Genomic DNA, 17,693 nt, shown 5'->3' on the forward strand with positions numbered 1-17,693 from the left:
AGGCCCGATACCATGAACACGCTTCGCACCACCTCCTTGATCCTCGCCATGCTGGGCGCCGCCGCGCTTTCCGCACGTGAGGTGCCCGGGCTTCCCGAACTGCACGCCAGTGGCTCAGCCAATGAATCCGGACGGGCGGCGCCATGTTCCCCCGCCACCGCCTCCAATGAGCTGGACCTGAACAATGTACGCGCCCGGATCGAGACCGGTGGCAACATGTGGGAGGACCGGACAGGTTCCTCCGGACCGGCATACGAGGTGCCCAAGACACCGGATAAAACAGGCCCCAATGCGCTATTTGCGGGTGCCTTGTGGATGGGCGGCCTCTCGCCGGACAACACGCTGAAGCTGGCCGCCGTGCGCTTCCGCCAAATAGGCAACGACTATTGGCCCGGCCCGCTCACCGCGTATGACACCTTGACCGGCGAAGGGGATGCCTCCGTGGACGGTACCGTCTGCACCGCGTTTGACAAGACCTGGAAGACCATGCGCAACGATGCCCAGATGCAGGATGCCTACTTCCGCTGCTTGGCCGATCCCTTGTGCGATGCGAGCATCGATTTCCAAGGCTACTCCGTCCCCGGTTACTTCTTTGACTGGCCCGCCCATGGCGACGTGTCCAAGGGGCAGGACTATCACTTGGCCCCATTTTATGATTCGCCATACAGTGAGCAGGACGTGTATGACCCGGAGAACGGGGACTATCCCGGATACGATCTGGCCGGCGTGATCGATTGCAAGGCGAAGCGCCGTGAGGACGCGATCCCGCTCTTTGGCGACCAGAACATCTGGTGGGTGTTCAACGACAAGGGCAATACGCACACCGAGTCGGGCGGGCAGCCCATCGGCATGGAGATCCGTGCCCAGGCCTTCGCCTTCAGCACCAACGACGAGGTGAACAACATGACCTTCTACAACTACGTGTTGATCAACCAAGGCACACAGACGCTCACCCAGACCTACTTCGGCCAATGGGTGGACGTGGATCTCGGCGGCGCGAACGACGATTACGTGGGTTGCGACGTGGAGCGCGGCCTTGGCTATGGCTACAACGGGGACCCCGTGGACGCCGATGCCAACGGCCATCCGGGCTACGGCGGACCGAACCCGCCCCCTCCCGCCGTGGGCGTTGACTTCTTTGAGGGACCCTACCAGGATTACGACGGCTTGGACAATCCCTTGACCACCAACTGCCAGAATGCCCGCGATTCCTTGGGCATCCCCTATGCCGGCATCGGTATCGGATATGGGGACAGCGTTCCGGACAACGAGCGCTACGGGATGCGTGCCTTCGTGTACCACAACAATGCCGGTGGAGCACAAGGCGATCCCAACAACGCGGGCCAGTACTATAACTATTTGAAGGCGATCTGGGGCGACAACACCCTGATGACCTTTGGAGGGAGCGGCTATAGCAGTTCGGGCGGTGGGACACGCTCGTATTACATGTTCCCGGGCACATCCGATCCCTTGGGTTGGGGTACCGATTGCACGCCCCAGCCGCTGTGGGACGAAGTATCCGCAGGTAATGCCCCCGAGGACCGTCGCTTTATCCAGAGCGCTGGACCCTTCACGTTGGAACCCGGTGCGTATAACAACATCACCGTTGGGGTGGTGTGGGCACGTGCCTCCAGCGGGGATGTGCAGGCCAGCGTGAACCTGATGCGCAAGGCGGACGACAAGGCCCAATCGCTTTTTGACAACTGCTTCCGCATCCTCAACGGGCCGGACGCCCCGGAACTGACCATCCAGGAACTGGACCGTGAGCTGATCCTCTACGTGACCAATCCGCTGGGAAGCAACAACTACAATGAGGAATATGTCGAGATCGATGCCACCATCCCGCCGACCAGCGAGGTGACCACCTATGAGATCGATTCCTTGTTCGATGATAACGGGAATTATGTGGGGGTCTTCCAAGTGCCCACGGGTACCTCCACGCAGAACAACGACCGGATCTACCGCTTCCAAGGCTACCAGATCTTCCAGGTGAAGGATGCGACGGTATCCCCGGACGAGCTCGGTAACACGGACAAGGCCCGCTTGGTCGCCCAGGTGGACATTGAGGACGGCATCACCCAACTGATCAATTGGGAACAGGACGCGGAAGTGAACCTTCCCATTCCGAAGGAAAAGGTCTTCGGCGGTGACAGCGGCGTGGTCCATTCCTTCCGGATCCTCAAGGATGAGTTCTCCACCACGGACCCCACGCTGAAGAACTTCCAGACCTACCACTACATGGCCCTTGCCTACGGTTACAACCAGTATCAGCCTTACGATCCGGCGACGCTCACGGGCCAGCCCTATCCGTATCTCGCAGGCCGTAAGTCGCCCACGGGCTCCATCCGGTCCTACGCGGGCATTCCGCACAAGCCCAGTGTGGAGAACGGCGGTACGGTGCTGAACGCACAGTATGGCGACGGTTTCGTCATCACCCGCCTCGAAGGGCAGGGCAATGGTGGCAATGAGGTGGCCGTGGCAACCTCTTCCCTGAACGAGATCGTGAATTCCACGATCGGTCGTGTGGACGAGATCAAGTATCAAAAGGGACTGGCCCCCGTGGATGTGAAGGTGGTGGACCCCTTGAAGGTGCCATTGGGCAACTTTGAACTTTGGGTAAAGGACACCACCACGGTGCCTTTACCGAACCATCCGGAGCAATATCCGCGCTTGGAGGACGCTAGCTGGATGCTGGTGCGGCTTAGCGATTCGCCCACGGACGCGGACACCGTACGGTCCACGCGTGCCATCCAACTCCCTAACGAGCAGCTGATCCCCCAGTGGGGCATCTCGGTCTCGATCACGCAGACCGGCTTTAGCCTTGGTGAGAAGTACGCCGATCCGGTCGGCAGCTTGAAGGAGCCGAGCGGTACGGACTGGTACGCGGGTATCCCGGATCAGGAGGGTGAACTGGTCCAGAACTGGATCCGATCGGGCAATGCGATCACCGACATCACGCTCAATTACCCGGACTACAACAATGTGGACCCTGAACAGAGGTACGAGCGTGTGCTTGGCGGCACATGGGCACCGTGGGCGCTGGTGGGCCGTAATGCGTTCCAACCGGGTTCGGAGGAATCTTCCATCAGAAACCAACAGCTCAGTTCTTCGATCAGTGACATCCCCAGCTTACAGGTGGTGATCACCCCGGACAAGAGCAAATGGAGCCGGTGCATCGTGGTGGAGCAAAGTGATTCCGCAGCATATACCAGCCCGGCCAATGTGAAGAAGTTGTACATGCGCCCCCAGGCCAGCGTGGACAAGAACGGCCTTACGGCGACGGATCCGGGTGCCAACGTGGACGAGGCGAACCTGGTGGACCCTATTGGGATGAGCTGGTTCCCTGGCTATGCAGTGGACATGGAGACCGGGGAGCGCCTGAACGTCTTCTTCGGTGAGAACAGCTTCACCGGCGGCGGTATCGGCAGGGACATGCTGTGGAACCCCAGCGACCAGCTGTACAGCCAGAACGGCAGTACCATGTTCGGAGGGTCCCATTGGATCTATGTCTGCAGGAATGTGCGGAGGGTCACCTCCACTGCCTTCTTGGCGAATAACAGGATGCCGCAATACGATCAATGCGCCTTCGCCCGTGAAAAGATGGTCGGGAACATCACTTCCTCGGTCGCTGAAGTGTACAGGGGCGTGGCCTGGGTGGGATCCGCACTGCTCACTGAGGGTATGCATATGAACACACCGCAGGAAGGACTGGTGCCGTCCGAGCTCCGCCTTCGGATGGGTGTGAACAAGCCCTACAATGTCTACGGCCAGCCATTTACCGCTTATGTACCGGAGGTCGTTCCGGTACGCAATGGAGGCTTGCCGCTCTATACGTTCAGCACGGGCGAGTCCACAGCGCTAACGAACGTTACCGATGTGGGCAAGGAAGGCCTGGACCTGATCGGCGTGGTACCGAATCCCTACTATGCCTACAGCGGGTATGAGACCACCCGCTTGGACAACCGGGTGAAGTTCATCAACCTGCCGAAGACCTGCACCATCAGTATCTATACAGTAAGTGGGACGCTGGTGCGCAAGTACAGGAAGGACAATGAACTCACCTATCTGGATTGGGACCTGAAGAACAACTACAACGTCCCCATAGCCGGCGGCACATACTTGTGCCACATCGAGGCCCCTGGCCTGGGCGAGCGGGTCATCAAATGGTTCGGCGTGATCAGGCCCGTCGATCTCCAGAATTTCTAAGTCATCACACTTGGTACAATGTTGAACAGCATGAGGATGAACATTACTGGAGCGCGGATGATGGCGGGCATCGGCTTGGCCTTGATCGCCGGCAGTGCCATGGCGGGCAACCCGGACCGTGTCGGTTCCGCAGGCGCTACGCAACTGTTGGTGAACCCATGGGCCCGCAGCAACGGCTGGTCACTGGCCAACACATCGACCCTGCGAGGGGCCGAGGGCATGTTCGGCAACGTGGCCGGTCTGGCCCATGTGCGCAAGACCGAGGTGCTGTTCACCAGTACGCGATGGCTTGAGGGCAGCGGGGTGAAGATCAACGCAGTGGGTTTCGGGCAGAAGCTCGGGGAGAGCGGCGTGATCGGCCTCACTGCCAGCACTTTTTCTTTCGGTGATATCCCGGTGACCACCGTGGACCAGCCGGAGGGTGGCTTGGGCACGTTCAGTCCTTCGCAGTCCAACATCGGCTTGGCCTATGCAAAAGCCTTCTCCAACAGCATTTTCGGAGGTTTGCTCGTGCGCGTGGTATCGGAATCCATCGCCAACGTGCGCACATCCGGCGTCTGTTTCGATGCGGGCATCCAGTACGTCACCGGGCCCACGGAGAACATTCACTTCGGCATTGCACTGAAGAACGTGGGGCCCGCCATGAGGTTCAGTGGGGACGGCCTCGCCGTGCAAGGTCTGTTGGTCGCGGGCGACCATACCCTCACGTTGGAGCAGCGCTCGGCCCAATTCGAGCTGCCCTCGATGATGAACATCGGTGCCGCCTACGACTTCAACATCTCCGAACTCCATCGGTTCACCCTCGCGGGCACCTTCATTTCCAACTCCTTCACCAAGGACCAGTTCGTGCTGGGCGCGGAATATGCCTTCAAAAAAATGCTCCATGTGCGTGGCGGTTATCTCTATGAGAAGGACGTGACCGACAAAGAGCAGCGTGAAACGGTGTTCACCGGCCCAAGTGGTGGCATCAGCCTGGACTTCCCCTTCGGCAGCGAGAAGAAGAGCGTGATCGCCATCGACTATGGCTATCGCGCCACCAACCCGTTCAGCGGGGTCCACAGCATCGGTATTCGATTGAGCCTATAAGGCCCGGAAATACTACCTTTGAAAAAGGACCCGACGGGTCCTTTTTCAGTGTGAGCACCTATCAAGCCTTTCAATGCCTTCCGCCTGGCCACGGCGGACCAAAATGAGCACGATCGCCTATTACACCGAAGAGGGTCTGAAGAAACTTCAGGATGAACTGCATCACCTGAAAACGGTAGACCGGCCCCACATCAGTAAACAGATCGCGGAAGCCCGTGACAAGGGAGACCTGAGCGAGAACGCGGAATACCATGCGGCCAAGGAGGACCAAGGCTTGTTGGAAGCCCGCATCGCCAAGATGGAAGAGGTACTGGCAAGCGCCCGCGTGATCGATCCGGACCAAGTGGACACCGACAAGGTGTACATTCATTGCACCGTCAAGGTGCGCCAATCGGGCGGCAAGATGGAGCGCTCCTTCACATTGGTCGCCGAAAGCGAGGCGGACCTGAAGACCGGCAAGATCAGCGTGAACTCGCCGATCGGAAAAGGTCTGCTGGGCAAGAAGGTCGGCGAGGAGGCGGAGATCGTTACGCCCAATGGCGTAACGAAGTTCGAGGTCATGGAAATTTCCCGCTGATGGCCAGTATTTTCACACGGATCATTCAGGGTGAGATCCCCTGCCACAAGGTGGGCGAGGACGACCGCTACCTCGCGTTCCTGGACATCAACCCGTTGCGGGAGGGCCATTCCTTGGTGATCCCGAAGCTGGAAGTGGACAAGTTCTTTGATCTCCCGCAGGACGTCCTTGCGGGCATCATGCCTTTCGCCCAAGGTGTGGCAAAGCGCATTGCCGCCGTGGTGCCCTGCGACCGTATCGGGGTGAGCGTGGTGGGGCTGGAAGTACCGCATGCACATGTACATCTCATCCCTATCGATTCCATCTACGACATGGATTTCTCCAAGCCGAAGGTGAAGATGACGAACGAGGAGTTCGCAGCCTTGGCCGAGCGGATCCGAAACGCTTGACGATCCACGGCGCTACAAGCGCCAACCTCGCCGGGCCGCGCTTCAAGCGCGGCCCGGCTTGCGAGCTTTGTACGACCAACGTCGTTGCGCTCGTTGCGAACGTTGCGGTAGAAAAACATCGAAACCATGGCGCTGCAAGCACCTACCTCGCTGGTACCGCGCTTCATGCGCGGACCGGTTTGTGATCACTTCTTCACCCGTTCCGGGTTGTTCCGGATGAAGCTGCCCCAGTCACTGGTGCCGCGTGATGCGCTGCGGGCCGTGGGCCTGGCAACGGAGCCCTGTGAAAAGTGATGGCACACGGCCACGGCGATGGCGTCCGTGGCGTCCGTGCTTTTCGGCAGTTCCGGGATGCCCAGGATGCTGACCAGCATGGCCGCCACCTGTTCCTTGGTGGCGTTGCCGTTGCCGGTAATGCTCTGCTTCACCCGCTTGGGTGCGTATTCCACCACGGCGAGCTCGCGGTGCAGCGCGGCCGCGATCGCCACGCCTTGCGCACGGCCCAACTTCAGCATGCTCTGTACGTTCTTGCCGAAGAACTGCGCTTCGATCGCCAGTTCGTCCGGATGGTGCTTGTCGATGATGGCGAGGACGTGCCGGAAGATGGACCGCAGTTTCAACGTGTGATCGTCCGACGTTTCGAAGCGTATGGCATCGGCCTCCAGCAACGTCACCTTGCCGCCTTCCACCAACAGTACGCCGAAGCCCATCACGGTGGTGCCGGGATCAATGCCGAGGATGATCCTTTCGGTGGGCCGCCCGCCCCGGCTACTTTTGGTCGCTTGCGTATCCACTTTTTTCCGCTGAATGTCGCGCCGAACGCTGTTGCTTGTCCGCTGGGGGATCTTCCTCGCCGCCTGCGCGTTCCTGTTCTTGCGTCTGTCGGCCGACCAAAGTACGCACGCGCTTTGGGGTGAATGGCGCAATGCGGTGGATGTGGCGGCTTGGCCGGTCTGGGGGGTGATGTTCGCCATGGCCGTGTTGAACTGGGGCATCGAGGCGGCGAAGTGGCGTTGGCTGGTCGCGCATCTTGAGCGGATGAGCCTGGGGCGAGCGTTCGCGGCCACGTTGGCGGGCACCACCGTCGGCCTCATCACACCGAACCGGACAGGTGAATTCCTGGGCAGGGTGCTCTTTCTCGCACCGGAACACCGGTGGCAGGGCGGCTTCGCGACGGTGCTGGGCAGCATCGCGCAGTTCGTCACCACGTTGCTAATAGGTGGTGCGGCCTTTGTGATCTGGTGGGAGCGCACGCCGATGGTGGCCGACGTTGGCCCCATGTGGGGCGTTGTGATCGTGGTACTGGTGGCGGCAGTGGCGGGAGGGGCGTTGGTGCTCTTCTTCCGGCCGCGGCTCTTGCGGCAGTTGATCAAGGTGGTCCCGCTGTTGCGCCGGATGGAGGGCGCGGCGGCCGTGCTGGAGGATTATGCCGTACGGGAACTGATGCTGGTTTTCGGGATGAGCATTGCGCGGTATCTGGTTTTTGCCGCGCAGTACGTCCTCATGCTGGTGGTTCTCGCCGGGATCCCATGGCAGGAAGCCTTGGTCGTAGTGCCGGTGATCTATTTGGTGACCACCTTGGTGCCCACGATGATGTTGACCGACCTGGGCGTGCGTGGATCGGCTTCGGTGGCGCTGCTTACTCCCGTGGGCGGCTCACCGGCAGTGGTGCTGCTGGCATCCTTCGGCGTGTGGGCGGTGAACATCGCAATGCCAGCGCTGGTGGGCGGGGTGATCCTCCTGGTGGCACGTATCCGGACCCGGCGATGAGCGCGTTCCTTCTGCACTGCCTCATCGCGTTTTTCGCGGCCCTTGTCTTTGCCCTTGTGCTGGGTAGTTGGAAGGAAGTATTCGAGGCGGCCCGAAGTGAGGGACCGACCTCGGCGAAAGTTTTGCCGCCTAGGCAAGTGAGCCTGATCGTGCCTGCTCGCGATGCGGCCGGAACGTTGGTACCATTGCTTCAGGACCTGCACGCCCAGCGTTACCCCAAGGATCTCTTGGAGGTGCTGGTGGTGGATGATCACAGCAGCGATGGCACGGCGATGACGGTCAGGGGTATGATGCGGGCCTGGCCTCAGCTGCGGTTGATCACATCCACGGGGGAAGGCAAGAAGGCGGCAATCGCCCAAGGAGTTGCGGAGGCGCGCGGGGAGTGGATGGTGCTCACCGATGCGGACGCGCGTTGTAGCCCCCTGCGTGTGGCGCACATCATGCACAAAGTCCAAGTGGCCGGTCCGGACATGCTGATCCTTCCCGTGGAGACAATTGGGGAGAGCGGCTTCATCCAGCGTGTGCAGGCGGACGAGCAAACAGCATTGCTGGGCGTGGCAGCGGGAACGGCCTTGGGTGGCGCGCCCGTGCTGGTGAACGGCGCGAACATGGCGTTCAGCAAGGCAGCGTTCATGGCAGTGGGCGGATATGAAGGCGACCACTGGGCGAGCGGCGACGACATTTTCCTAATGCGGCGAATGCTGAAAGCGCGCCGCAACGTGCGCTATCTGCTCGATCCCGAAGTCGTGGTGTCCGTAAAGGCGGAACCGATGTTCGGCGCGTTCTGGCGGCAACGCCTGCGCTGGGCCGGCAAGATGCGCGGGGTAGGTGGCGCGGGTGGCTGGGCCGCGCTGGCCGGCATGCTGTTGCCGTGGTTCCTGCTCTACGTGTCCTGTTCCTTCAATTTAAATGAAATGATGGTACAACGGCCCATCGCCTGCGTGCTGTTGCTCGCCTCGGCATGGATGCTGTGGCTGCTTCCGGTGCTGGCCCTGACGCGAGCGGTAAGACGTTTCCTACACACCGCGGACGACCATCGGCCAGTACGCGGCGCAGACTTCTCGACCTTCGTGTCACTCGTTGCCTTCACGGTCTATGCGCCCATCATCGCGGTGGTGTCGCTTTTCATCAGGCCGAAGTGGAAGGGGAGGAGGACATGAAGGACCGGCCACTGAGGCGCCGGGACGCCGAGAATGCGGAGGAACATGTCTTCCTCCGCGTTCTCCGCGCCCTCCGCGGTTAAAACCTCACTACGCTTAGAAAGGCAGGTCGTCCTCGCCGTCCGCCGGGGGCATATCGGCCATGCTGGGCGGGGGAGGGGCGGCAATTCCACTGGCGCGCGCGGCGGGTGCGGCCGCACCCACCTTCTCGATGCGGTCGCCCTTCAGGCTGAGAAAGTGCTTGGTCACGCCGTCCTTGCCGGTCCACTCACGGCCGCTTATGAATGCGGTAACGGTCACCTGGTCGCCCGGGGCGTAGGGGTCCAGCATGCCCGTCTTGTCCTGGGTGAACTCCACGGGGATGTGCTCCGGGTAGTTGCCGGATTGTTCGGTGATCACGAGTTCGCGTTTGCTGAATTTCTCGCTGATCTGTTGGGTCTTGCCGACAACCTTCACGGTGCCGTTGATGGTGACTGATGCCATGGTCGTTCCGCCTGTTGCGGCGTGTCTGTTGGTTAGCGTTCGTTGAATGCGAGAAGCGTTTTCCACGCCTCCTCCTTGTGTGCTTCTTGGATGAGCTGCTTCGCTTTGGTGTGCAAGGCCCGTTCCAGCCCGGATGGATCGTCCTCCAGGCTGATGAACAGGTCGGCCAGCTCGGTGAGCTTGTATTCGTTCACGGCCGTCTCGTCAGGGATGGTGCGCACGCTGCCGAGGCAGCCGAGGTCATTCCCGGAGAGGATGGTGCTGTGGCGTACGGATGCGGGCAATGCGTCCACCCCCACGCCGAAATCCTTGTTGGGCTGCGTCAATTCGAACAGCGCATCGCCGTGCGCACGGCAATAGAAGAAACCGCCCATGCGGCCCACGAGGTCGATCCTCCGCTGGTCGATCTTACCGTGTGCGTCCAGCACTGCCTCGTCGATGTGGATCAGCACGATCTCACAGATAACGAGGTTGCCTGCGGCGCCGCCGGTACCGGTCTCGATCACCTGCTGCACCTTGCACTCGAACTGCACGGGGCTTTCCTTCACCCGGAAGGGGCGCACCTTTTCGGAAGCGAGCGGCGTGAAGCCTGCTTTGGCGAACTCGTCAACGCCTTCGGGAAACTCCCCGCTGGCGACGGAGGCCTGCTGCACCATGGCGTAGGTCACCACGTTGATCACCACTTCGGGCACGGCCTTCACATTGTGGTAGGTGTGCTTGGTGGTGTTGTCGCGGCCGCGCCGTGCCGGGCTGAAGATGGCCATCGGCGGGTTGGCGCCGAAGATGTTGAAGAAGCTGAACGGGCTCAGGTTCGGCCTGCCGTCAGCGTCGATGGTGCTGGCCAGCGCGATTGGCCGGGGGCCTACCGCTCCCACCAAATAGCCGTGCAGTTCGGGGATGGGGGTGTCGGAGGGGTCGGCGCGCTTCATGGATCTCTTTTCCGCAAGGTCCGCGAAGGTAATCCTCCGGTCGGAACGGGTTATCTTTGCCGCCCTTCAGCAGGGTGCGATCACTTCAAACCCCGCCCAACGGACGGACGTGGCGGAATTGGTAGACGCGCTGGTCTTAGGAGCCAGTACCGTAAGGTGTGGGGGTTCGAGTCCCCCCGTCCGTACTAAGGTGGGTAACCCGGCTGAGGGAGGAATGAGCGATGCGTGGGCATCATGGAACATGAACAACAAGTGGGCGATCCCAAGAACGCCCGGCCAATACGGACACGATGAACATTGAACGCGAAGAGACCGGCACCCTCACCGCCACCATCAAGCTGAAACTGGATCCCACTGATTATGCGCCCGCAGTGGACAAAGTCCTGAAGGAACAACGCAAGACGGCCGCATGGCCCGGTTTCCGCCCGGGGCAGGTGCCCATGAGCATCGTCAAGAAGCGCATCGGCAAGAGCGTACTGGTGAACGAGGTGGAGCGCTTGATCGATGTGAACCTGCGCAACTACATCCAGGAGAACAAGATGCGCGTGCTCGGCCAGCCGCTGCCGCGGACCGATGAGGCGAAGGCCAACGACTGGGACCAGCCCGGCGAATTCAACTTCCTGTACGAGGTTGGCATGGCGCCTTCCTTCGATGTGGAGATGAGCGAAAAGCTCGGCGTGGAAATGCCCGTCGTTGACGTGGATGATGCCCTGTTGGACAAGGAGATCGCGGACATGCGCCGTCGTTACGGCAGCCTGAGCGATGCGGAGATGGCAGGAGCTACTGACATGGTGATCGGCGACCTTATTGAGCAGGACGAAAACGGTGAGATCAAGCCCGGTGGCCTGATGAACCGCACCACCATCACCTTGGAAGAGCTGGCGGACGAGGCCACACGCGCCCTCTTCACCGGTAAAGCCGTGGGTGATGCCTTGCAGGTGGACCCGCAAAAGGTGAGCAAGGACCATGACGACCTGGCCAAGATGCTGGGGACGGACCACTCAGCCGTGCATTACCTGCAAGGGAACATGCTGTTCCGCATCGCGGAGATCAAGCGGCTGGAACCCGCGGAGATCGGCCCCGCACTGTTCGACCGCGTGTTCGGACAAGGTGCCGTAGCGGATGAGACCGCCTTCCGTGCCAAGGTGAAGGAAGGGCTGGAAGGAATGTTCAGCCGGGACAGCGAGCGCGTGTTCAAGCGTTTGGTGATGCGGAAGCTGGCGGAGGACGCCAAGATCGAACTGCCGGACAACTTCCTGAAGCGCTGGATCTCCGCCACAAGTGAAAAGCCCATCACCCCGGAAGAGTTGGAGAGCGGCTACGAAGGCTATGCGGAAGGCCTGCGCAAGCAGTTGCTGGAGGACCGTATCGTGGAGAAATACGGTTTGGAGGCGAAGGGCGAGGAGCTGAACGAGTTCGCCAAGCGCTATGTCGCGGACCAGTTCGCGCAGTACGGCATGCCCGCACCGGAAGGGGACAAGCTCCAGGAAATGGCGGGGCGCATGCTCGGCGAGCAGGAGCAGATCAAGAAAATGCGTGACGCCATCGTGGACCAGAAGCTCACCGCGCACTTCAAGGCCATGCTCAGCCCCAAGGAGAATAGGCTGGCGTTCGATGACTTTGTAAACTTGGCACGGAAGGCTTGAAAAGCTGAAAGTGGAACAACTCGGTTGCAGTTGGCAGTGGCAGTCGGCAGTCGTCCTATCACCGTTCACTCTTCACCAATCACCCCTCACATCTGCGCAGATCCCCTCTTTCCGCGTCATCCGCGTTCCATTCAACACACATCCAAGACACACACCATGATCCCCCAGGACGAATTCAAGAAGTACGCGGTAAAGCACCGCAACATCACGAGCACCACGTTGGAGAGCTACATCACGGCCTCCATGACGCCGTACATCATCGAGGAACGTCAGCTGAACGTGGCGCAGATGGACGTGTTCAGCCGCCTGATGATGGACCGCATCATCTTCCTCGGCACCGGCATCAATGACCAGGTGGCGAACATCATCCAGGCGCAGCTCCTGTTCCTGGAAAGCGTCGATCCGAAGAAGGACATCCAGATCTACCTCAACAGCCCAGGCGGAGGTGTGTACGCGGGCCTCGGCATCTACGACACCATGCAGTACATCGTGCCGGACGTGGCCACGATCTGCACCGGCATGGCGGCGTCCATGGGCGCGGTGTTGTTATGCGCCGGTGCCAAGGGCAAGCGCAGTGCCTTGAGACATGCCCGGGTGATGATCCACCAGCCCATGGGCGGCGCCGAAGGGCAGGCCGTGGACATGGAGATCACCGTGCGCGAGATCCTGAAGTTGAAGAAAGAGCTGTACGACATCATCAGCCAGCACAGCGGCCAGACCTTCGATCGCGTCTCCAAGGACGGCGACCGCGACTACTGGATGATCGCGGAGGAGGCCAAGGAGTACGGCATGATCGACGAGCTTCTCGTGCGCAATCCGAAGTAGTGCGAGCGTAACGTTCCATAAGTGAACAGTGAAGGCCATCCGCGGATGGCCTTCACTGTTCTGTGCGATCCGCGCGATGGACCGCACTACAGGGCTATCGGGGCTTTTTCCCGCACCTGACGACGCTTGTGCGTGAATACGAAATGAACCACGGATGCACACGGATGGGCACGGATCAAATTAAGACTGCCTATCATCGTCACCATTCTGATAGCAACACGGATACTGGCTATCCGTGTTTATCTGTGTGCATCCGTGGTTGAAGAATTCATTTGAAGGCGCGCCCAACGGACGCGCATAAGACCCGATGGCATGGATCGTAATGGCACTCCCCGGCAAGGATCCGTATCTTCGCACTTCCCATCGCCGTACAACGGCACGCCACCATCTACCATGGAAAAGAAAGACATCAAATGCTCGTTCTGCGGGCGCGATAAGCAGGATACGAACGTCCTGATCGCCGGCATCACCGGCCATATCTGCGACAATTGCATCGCCCAGGCGCAGAACATCATCGCCGAGGAGCTCAACCAACGGGACCGGACGGAGCTGGAGGGGAACCTGGTGCTGCAGAAGCCTTCGGAGATCAAGAGCTACCTGGACGAATACGTCATCGGGCAGGACGAGGCGAAGAAGGTGCTGAGCGTAGCGGTGTACAACCACTACAAGCGGTTGATGCAGAAGGTGGTGCCCAACGATGACGTGGAGATCGAGAAAAGCAACATCATCCTCGTTGGCGAGACCGGGACCGGCAAGACGCTGCTGGCGAAGACCATCGCCAAGATGCTCAACGTGCCCTTCGCCATCGCCGACGCCACCGTGCTGACCGAGGCGGGCTATGTGGGCGAGGACGTGGAGAGCATCCTCAGCCGCTTGCTCCAAGCTGCGGACTATGATGTAAGCAAGGCGGAGCGCGGTATCGTCTTCATTGATGAGATCGACAAGATCAGCCGCAAGAGCGACAGTGCCAGCATCACCCGCGACGTCAGCGGCGAAGGCGTGCAACAAGCGCTCCTGAAATTGCTCGAGGGTTCCATTGTCAACGTCCCGCCACAAGGCGGACGCAAACATCCGGAACAGAAGCTCATACAGGTGGACACACGCAAGATCCTCTTTGTCTGTGGCGGGGCCTTCGACGGTATCCAGAAGATCATTGCGCGCCGGGTAAAGAGCAGCGCTGTGGGATACAGCGCCAGCAAGGCGGCCCGGATCAGCGATGACAACCTGCTGCAGTACGTGGGGCCCACGGACCTGCGTGCGTTCGGTCTCATCCCCGAGCTGATCGGCCGATTCCCCGTGCTCTCCTACTTGGACCCATTGGACCGTGAGAGCCTGCGCCGGATCCTCACCGAACCGAAGAACGCCTTGGTGAAGCAGTACATCAAGCTCTTCGAGATGGACCGGGTGAAGATCTCCTTCGACAAGAAGGTCCTTGACTTCATCGTGGAGCGCGCCATTGACTATAAGCTTGGCGCCCGCGGCCTGCGCAGTATCTGCGAGGCCATCATGACCGATGCGATGTACGAGGTGCCCAGCACCAACGACCGCCCCTCTGAGCTGCGCATCACGTTGAGCTATGCCCGCGAGAAGTTCGAGCACTCGCGCATGAGCCAGCTGAAGGTGGCCTGAGAGGTCCAAAGGAAAGGGTGGCCAATGTCCGCTGCCGGATACGCCGATAGCAAGGGGTATGGGGCAGTGGGATGCGGCTCCTGCGATAGACCTTATCTTCGTGCAATACCCAAACCCCCTTTTCAATGAACCGTTTTCTTCTTCCGGTGGCCGCTGTCGCCATCAGTTTTTCCGCTGTCGCCCAAGACCTTCCAAAAGCCAGCCCGCAAGGCGAGGTGGAGCAGGTGGTCGGCCTCACCAAAGTGGAGGTTGAATACTCCCGTCCCAGTGTCCGTGGCCGTGAGATCTTCGGTGGGCTTCTGCCCTTTGATCAGCTGTGGCGGCTCGGTGCCAATGCGAACACCACCTTCGAGGTGAACAGCCCCGTCATCATCGAGGGGGAAAAGTTGGATAAGGGCAAGTACTCCATGTTCGCGATCCCCGGTAAGGAAAGCTGGGTGATCCTCTTCAACAAGAACACCGAGCTCTGGGGCGAGGGAGATCACAAGGATGAAGAGGACGTGCTGAAGGTGAAGGCCAAGGTGGAACCCGGCGAGTTCACGGAAACGCTTACCATTTCCTTTGATGAGGTGAAGGACGACAAGGCACGGATGGACATCCGTTGGGAGAAGTCCCGTGTGAGCTTTTGGATCACCGCCGATGCTACAGAGCAGGCCATCGCCAACATCAAGGAGGCCATGGCAAAGTCCGACATCAAGGCCGGCACTTACAGTAGCTGCGCCCGCTTTGCGGTGGACCGCGGCATCATGACGAAGGAGTCCTTGGAATGGGCACAAAAGTCAGTTGCCATGGACGCGAAGTACTATTCGCTGCACACCTTGGCATTGGCACAGGCTGCCAACGGCATGAAGAAAGAGGCCATCGCCACTGCCGAGAAGAGCATAGAAGCTTCCAAGAAGGCAGGTAGCGATGCGTATGTCCAATTGAACGAGGCCAAGATCAAGGAGTGGTCCTCGAAATAGTTCCGTTGTTTCCGGGGGATCCCCTCCGTTAAAGAGAAAGCCCCTGTTTCCATCCGGAAACAGGGGCTTTCTCTTTAACGGGCCTTGCGCTTTGCGACCTACTGCAGGGCGATGCGCTGCACCGTGTTGTTCTTGCCGTCGCTGATACGGACCGAATAGATGCCTGCCGCATTCCCGGTGAGGTCCAGCGAAGTTGAATTGCCGGTGAAGTTGGCCGTCCGCACCTTGGCCCCCAGTGCATTGAAGACCTCCACGGTCATGTTGCCGGAGGCCTCTGTGCGGATGTGGAGGAGGCCCGCGGTGGGATTCGGAGAAAGGGAAATACCTTCCAACCCGGGAAGTTCACCGATCGCATTCGGCCGATAAAACTGCGCGAGGCGCACCGCCCAAGCATTTCCATTGCTGTAGACAAAGCGGTTCTGGGCATCGATAGGGAGGTAGATCAAGCTGGCTCCGGGAGGTTGTGGTACGGTCACATCATCCGATATCGAGATGTCTTGACCAACCTCTTGGTGCAGATTTGCGGATACATAATAGGCACCGGGGCCGAGGACAAGCGGGTCGAGGAAGCTGATCGCGGCGCGCCCGCCATTGTCAAGGTCCTGCTGGGTGATCACGCGGGGATCAGACTCCACCAAAGCTGTCGGGGTCTGGCCGACCTGTACATCCGCCGTATCATAAACGGCTGCGATGAAATAACTGCCTACCTGTGTGTTCGCCCCCACCACGACCTCCACGCCGATGAAAACATTCGGGTTGAGGATTTCATAGTAGTTCATCAGACGAACATCCTGTGTGTTGTCCGCAAATGAGGTCGTCCCCACGGCTGTCAGGCTCAGGATCGAGTCCGGCAGGATACCGATCCCATCCAAACTGTACTGATCCCAGGTCGCTGCGAAGTAGCGGAACGTGGAGTTGTTTGCGGGGTTTTCATCCAGGTCGATCTGGTCGCTGGTCACCGTGAATTGGGCCGTATAGATTCCGACGGCGGGAAATGCGGGCATGGTGATAAACTCGTTCATCACGGCGGTATCCCCATGGTGCATCAGTGGGATCGAGGTGTTGGCGGAGCCTATCTCAGTCGCACTTGGGTCCAGCAGGGAAACATGTACCGTCACGTTCGTCTGGTCCATGAGCCCGAAATTGGCGATCTCCGCGCCAACGTTCACTGTGGAAGGCATTTGCGTTTCCGGTACACGCCCATATTCGATCCCATCACCGAACTGCGAGGTATAGCCATAGTTCATCACCAGATCATGGTCCGGGAACGCGGAAAGTTCCAGGTCGTCGATGGCCCAATAGTATTCCCAGCCGCCCTGCCATTGGAATTGCAAGTACACGGTGGACTGCATCGCCGCAGCGGAGGTGATGTCCACGGCCACCGACTGTGGGTTGTAGGAGAAGCGTTCACAGGGCGGATTGATATCCCCGGTGGTGAGGCAGGGGAAGGGTGCGAAGTCCGTCCAATTCGTACCGTTGGTGCTGACGCGGACCTTGCAATTTGTGCTGGCGTCCAGGTCGAACACGCCGATGGTGCTTTTCATCGTCAGCAGCACCGAGGCGCGGCCGGAGCAGTCGATGGAGGTGGTGGTGAGCTTCGTGAGGTGGTTGCTTCCGGGCGCGGCGCTGAGCCCCCGGTCCGAATTGGCCCAGAGGTAGCCGTTGGAGGCACCGGGAGCATTAAAGGTGAGGATCAACGGATGGTTGACAGCCGCGGGCGTAACGGCCGCGGGATCATCCGACCATTGGAACAACACCGGCGTCTGGCCGGTAGGCGTCATATCATCCGAAGTGGTCCAACCGGCCGGGATGCCGCCCCCGGAAAAATCCTCCGTGTAGAAGGCATCCCGTTGTCCACTTCCCGCTCCAGAAGCTGGATGGCTGGCCGGGCGGTGCGCTTCGGTCATGGTGGCCGGGTCGAAGCCTTTGTTGAAGGGGCGGGAGGTAAATTGCGTGGACTGGGCTGTGGCGGTAGCGGCGATCGCGATCGCGATGAGGGAGATGTAGCGTGTTTTCATGGGTCGGAAATTG

Annotated in this window: 14 protein-coding genes and 1 tRNA gene; 11 read left to right on the forward strand and 4 right to left on the reverse strand. The window is 60.1% G+C overall.

The features are described from left to right. The first annotated feature begins 12 nt into the window (after positions 1-12). The 4 genes from IPP95_14215 (at position 13) to IPP95_14230 (ending at position 6,258) form a co-directional block, all read left to right on the forward strand. Positions 13-4,206, forward strand: a complete 4,194-nt coding sequence (locus tag IPP95_14215; protein ID QQS72307.1) for a T9SS C-terminal target domain-containing protein — start codon at positions 13-15, stop codon at positions 4,204-4,206. Positions 4,207-4,242: 36 nt separating this feature from the next. After that, positions 4,243-5,292: a PorV/PorQ family protein gene (locus IPP95_14220; protein ID QQS72308.1), complete on the forward strand. Its 1,050-nt coding sequence runs from the start codon at positions 4,243-4,245 to the stop codon at positions 5,290-5,292. 103 nt (positions 5,293-5,395) lie between these two features. After that, positions 5,396-5,869 carry a transcription elongation factor GreA gene (gene greA, locus IPP95_14225; protein QQS72309.1) on the forward strand — a complete coding sequence of 158 codons (474 nt, stop codon included), beginning with the start codon at positions 5,396-5,398 and terminating at the stop codon, positions 5,867-5,869. Continuing rightward, the gene (locus IPP95_14230; GenBank protein ID QQS72310.1) at positions 5,869-6,258 is read left to right on the forward strand and encodes an HIT family protein; all 390 of its coding nucleotides are present in this window, start codon (positions 5,869-5,871) and stop codon (positions 6,256-6,258) included. The genes greA and IPP95_14230 overlap by 1 nt, the downstream gene beginning before the upstream one ends. A 185-nt stretch (positions 6,259-6,443) precedes the next feature. On the opposite strand, the gene ruvC is transcribed toward IPP95_14230, so the two are convergent. Next, on the reverse strand, positions 6,444-6,968 hold the full coding sequence (gene ruvC, locus IPP95_14235) for a crossover junction endodeoxyribonuclease RuvC (GenBank protein QQS74282.1): 525 nt from the start codon (positions 6,966-6,968) through the stop codon (positions 6,444-6,446). 97 nt (positions 6,969-7,065) lie between these two features. On the opposite strand from ruvC, the gene IPP95_14240 reads away from it, so the two are divergent. Beyond that, positions 7,066-8,028, forward strand: coding sequence for a flippase-like domain-containing protein (locus IPP95_14240; protein ID QQS72311.1), 963 nt, complete (start codon positions 7,066-7,068; stop codon positions 8,026-8,028). Continuing rightward, positions 8,025-9,188 (forward strand): glycosyltransferase, encoded by a 1,164-nt coding sequence (locus IPP95_14245; protein ID QQS72312.1) that lies wholly within the window; start codon positions 8,025-8,027, stop codon positions 9,186-9,188. Before IPP95_14240 ends, IPP95_14245 begins: the two co-directional genes overlap by 4 nt. 96 nt (positions 9,189-9,284) lie before the next feature. Here IPP95_14245 and IPP95_14250 read toward each other — a convergent pair whose 3' ends face one another. Together IPP95_14250 and IPP95_14255 are read right to left on the reverse strand one after the other, a co-directional pair. Beyond that, complete coding sequence (locus tag IPP95_14250) at positions 9,285-9,671, reverse strand: DUF3127 domain-containing protein (protein ID QQS72313.1); 387 nt, start codon at positions 9,669-9,671, stop codon at positions 9,285-9,287. Positions 9,672-9,703: 32 nt separating this feature from the next. Then, on the reverse strand, positions 9,704-10,600 hold the full coding sequence (locus IPP95_14255; GenBank protein ID QQS72314.1) for a flavin reductase family protein: 897 nt from the start codon (positions 10,598-10,600) through the stop codon (positions 9,704-9,706). Between the two features lie 103 nt (positions 10,601-10,703). On the opposite strand from IPP95_14255, the gene IPP95_14260 reads away from it, so the two are divergent. From IPP95_14260 to IPP95_14280, 5 genes are all read left to right on the forward strand, one after another. Next, positions 10,704-10,785, forward strand: a tRNA-Leu gene (locus tag IPP95_14260). A gap of 105 nt (positions 10,786-10,890) precedes the next feature. Further along, positions 10,891-12,246 (forward strand): trigger factor, encoded by a 1,356-nt coding sequence (tig, locus tag IPP95_14265; GenBank protein QQS72315.1) that lies wholly within the window; start codon positions 10,891-10,893, stop codon positions 12,244-12,246. A 156-nt stretch (positions 12,247-12,402) separates the two neighbouring features. Beyond that, a complete protein-coding gene (gene clpP, locus IPP95_14270; GenBank protein QQS72316.1) occupies positions 12,403-13,071 on the forward strand; it encodes an ATP-dependent Clp endopeptidase proteolytic subunit ClpP in 669 nt (222 codons plus the stop codon). A gap of 393 nt (positions 13,072-13,464) precedes the next feature. Next, complete coding sequence (gene clpX, locus IPP95_14275; GenBank protein QQS72317.1) at positions 13,465-14,700, forward strand: ATP-dependent Clp protease ATP-binding subunit ClpX; 1,236 nt, start codon at positions 13,465-13,467, stop codon at positions 14,698-14,700. 125 nt (positions 14,701-14,825) lie between these two features. Next, a complete protein-coding gene (locus IPP95_14280) occupies positions 14,826-15,662 on the forward strand; it encodes a DUF2911 domain-containing protein (GenBank protein QQS72318.1) in 837 nt (278 codons plus the stop codon). Between the two features lie 98 nt (positions 15,663-15,760). Here the strand turns inward: IPP95_14280 and IPP95_14285 are convergent, their stop codons facing one another. Next, complete coding sequence (locus IPP95_14285) at positions 15,761-17,680, reverse strand: T9SS type A sorting domain-containing protein (GenBank protein ID QQS72319.1); 1,920 nt, start codon at positions 17,678-17,680, stop codon at positions 15,761-15,763. Between the last annotated feature and the right edge of the window lie 13 nt (positions 17,681-17,693).

The sequence above is a fragment of the Flavobacteriales bacterium genome, assembly GCA_016700415.1.
Lineage (GTDB): Bacteria > Bacteroidota > Bacteroidia > Flavobacteriales_F > PHOS-HE28 > PHOS-HE28.

What these genes read in the sequence shown, in the direction of transcription:
- IPP95_14215 (QQS72307.1), top strand. Translation starts at nt 13, where the DNA reads ATGAACACGCTTCGCACCACCTCCTTGATCCTCGCCATGCTGGGCGCC.
- IPP95_14220 (QQS72308.1), top strand. Translation starts at nt 4,243, where the DNA reads ATGAACATTACTGGAGCGCGGATGATGGCGGGCATCGGCTTGGCCTTG.
- greA (QQS72309.1), top strand. Translation starts at nt 5,396, where the DNA reads ATGAGCACGATCGCCTATTACACCGAAGAGGGTCTGAAGAAACTTCAG.
- IPP95_14230 (QQS72310.1), top strand. Translation starts at nt 5,869, where the DNA reads ATGGCCAGTATTTTCACACGGATCATTCAGGGTGAGATCCCCTGCCAC.
- ruvC (QQS74282.1), bottom strand. Translation starts at nt 6,968, where the DNA reads ATGGGCTTCGGCGTACTGTTGGTGGAAGGCGGCAAGGTGACGTTGCTG.
- IPP95_14240 (QQS72311.1), top strand. Translation starts at nt 7,066, where the DNA reads ATGTCGCGCCGAACGCTGTTGCTTGTCCGCTGGGGGATCTTCCTCGCC.
- IPP95_14245 (QQS72312.1), top strand. Translation starts at nt 8,025, where the DNA reads ATGAGCGCGTTCCTTCTGCACTGCCTCATCGCGTTTTTCGCGGCCCTT.
- IPP95_14250 (QQS72313.1), bottom strand. Translation starts at nt 9,671, where the DNA reads ATGGCATCAGTCACCATCAACGGCACCGTGAAGGTTGTCGGCAAGACC.
- IPP95_14255 (QQS72314.1), bottom strand. Translation starts at nt 10,600, where the DNA reads ATGAAGCGCGCCGACCCCTCCGACACCCCCATCCCCGAACTGCACGGC.
- tig (QQS72315.1), top strand. Translation starts at nt 10,891, where the DNA reads ATGAACATTGAACGCGAAGAGACCGGCACCCTCACCGCCACCATCAAG.
- clpP (QQS72316.1), top strand. Translation starts at nt 12,403, where the DNA reads ATGATCCCCCAGGACGAATTCAAGAAGTACGCGGTAAAGCACCGCAAC.
- clpX (QQS72317.1), top strand. Translation starts at nt 13,465, where the DNA reads ATGGAAAAGAAAGACATCAAATGCTCGTTCTGCGGGCGCGATAAGCAG.
- IPP95_14280 (QQS72318.1), top strand. Translation starts at nt 14,826, where the DNA reads ATGAACCGTTTTCTTCTTCCGGTGGCCGCTGTCGCCATCAGTTTTTCC.
- IPP95_14285 (QQS72319.1), bottom strand. Translation starts at nt 17,680, where the DNA reads ATGAAAACACGCTACATCTCCCTCATCGCGATCGCGATCGCCGCTACC.